This is a genomic window from Geomonas sp. (assembly GCF_056994735.1).
This window is the reverse complement of record NZ_JBXKJL010000473.1, coordinates 1-2,204: the sequence shown is the minus strand read 5'-3', so window position 1 is coordinate 2,204 and position 2,204 is coordinate 1. Positions and strand designations below refer to the sequence as shown.

The window sequence follows — 2,204 nt, the reverse complement described above, 5'->3', positions numbered from 1 at the left end:
TGATGTTTCCATATGCCAAGAGCATTAGCTTCTCTAAGTCTTGCTTCATTTTCTTCTCTTGCTCTTTGCTGCTCTATCCTTTGTCTTTCTTGAAGCATGAGTTGTTCTACTGCCACTTTAAGATTAGCGTAAGCTCGTTTATCTTCTTCAATCTTTAAATTTCTTTCTTCTATCTCTGCATTATTAAATACAATTTTAAGGTAAGCAATTCTGCTTTCTACCTCTGCTTTATAAGCTATATAATCTTCTGGAGCAATAGCCATGTATTCTGTGTACTGCATTGTTCCTCTTGGCTTAGTAACAAGTTCTTTCCACTGCCTTATAAACCAACCTGTACTGTCTATGTAATCAATATGACTTGCTGTATCAGCTATAAGTATATGTCCTACTCTTATAACTTCGTATGCTTCATATGTATGTGTTCTGCCGTTCTTATCTTTTATTCTGTGTCCATTTTCAAGCATACCTTGTACAAAATTAGTATTAAGTATTTCTAGGTTTGAACTTGAAAATCTGTATGTATTTTCTGTATGTTTTACATTAATCGAACCAGATGGATTAATACTGTCTATAGTTAGATAATCATAATTATTATCTAATGCTTCTTTAACAATAACAGATTCATATAAATGTTCTCCGAGTGTTCTTCTTGTAGGAAGCTTAACTCTAGTACTTTTTTTTATAACTTGGTTTTCTATTGTTACTTGTGTATACTCTGGAACTGCTGCTAACGGTTCAACAGGTATATTTAATTCTTCTTCTGATACTTTTACTATATCGTTTGGTGTGTAATAAAAAGCACCTATATTTAATGATATTCTATTGTTACTGGTTATTTCTTTTATATAAGCTAAAATGCCATTGTACATGCTGTTTTCTCTTATTATTCTTACTATATCCCCAACTGCAAATCCATTACTTACTGGCACATCACTCACCTCACCATTTGTATTTTCTGTAACAACTTCAAATCTTGTTGTATAAAAACTTTCCTGCTCTCCAATATCATTTATAACTCTATAAAAATTTTCACTTCTATCTTCGTAACTTGTTATAACATCATATTCTCTTTGATAAGTTAATCTTCTATGATTTTGTTCAATACATCTTACTCTTGTTATGTTGCTAGGCTCTACTACTTCAAATCTTCTTCTAAAACAACTAAAAGTTCCTCCTGTATTGCCTGTTACACGATATATGTCTGACCTTCCAATTATTTCTTCCACATCATAAATGTTACCTACTGTTAAACTGTTTAAATAGCTTTCGTTATCTATACATCTCATTCTTGGCATAATACATATCCCCTTTTCACTATAAATAGTTTAATAAGAAACACTAGACCTTTTGAGCCTAGTGTTTAATTGTTGAAGAATTATGTCGTTATCTTAAAATGGTGCTTAATTTGTAAAATCTACTGTATTAGAGCTGTCGTCTTCCTTTGTTGCTTCTTCAATGGTAGCTCCTGCAATAAGCTTATCTATCTGCTCTAGTGTGAAGCCTTTGGTTATTTCCTTTAAATCATATCTGTCTCTTTCTACCATTTCCTTTTCTGCTTCTGTTAAAGCTGTAGGTGGAAAGGTTGGAAGAACACTATAATTTACATTTGTAGCTTCATTACCAGTTTTAGTTGTTGTTATTGTTATGTCGTAGTTTCTTAAATCTCCCATTTGTTTAAGCATGTTAAGCAGTTGTTCAAAGATTTTGTTTCCCTTATCAAGAAGTTCAATTCTCTTTGTATTTCTGTTTATAACATTTATAATATGAGATTTAGAGCAACCATACTTTTGAGCTGTCTTTGTCTTTTTCTTTTCTGCTATGTCGGCACACATCTTGCAGCCTTTACCCGGACATTTAATACCAAGTCCTTTACCTTTGTTAGCTGACTGTACCCAATGTACCCATCTGCTTTCCGGCTGTTCGTCGACTATTCTTAGTTTAACTACTTCTCCCGGTATAAGCTTTACATACTCTACTTTCTTTTCTCCGCTGTTGTTATTTCCTTTGTTTTCAATTTCATTCCATGCCATTTTACATTACCTCTTTCATTTTTATTTCTGCATTTTGCAGTTATTTTGTTTTGGTGTTTTTGTATTTTAGAAATTTACATCGCATAAATATAATAGCATGTTTACAACTGAATGTAAACTACTATATTGAACTTTTATACATTAAGTTTCGACAATCAATTTAACCACCTCCTT

General features: G+C 32.0%; 2 protein-coding genes. Both read right to left on the bottom strand.

The annotated features are described in order from the left end of the window. On the bottom strand, nucleotides 1–1,295 hold a 1,295-nt coding region (locus AC11W3_RS20200), incomplete at its 3' end, for a hypothetical protein (RefSeq protein ID WP_484093643.1). 105 nt (nucleotides 1,296–1,400) lie between these two features. After that, nucleotides 1,401–2,030 (bottom strand): hypothetical protein, encoded by a 630-nt coding sequence (locus tag AC11W3_RS20195; protein ID WP_484093642.1) that lies wholly within the window; start codon nucleotides 2,028–2,030, stop codon nucleotides 1,401–1,403. Between the last annotated feature and the right edge of the window lie 174 nt (nucleotides 2,031–2,204).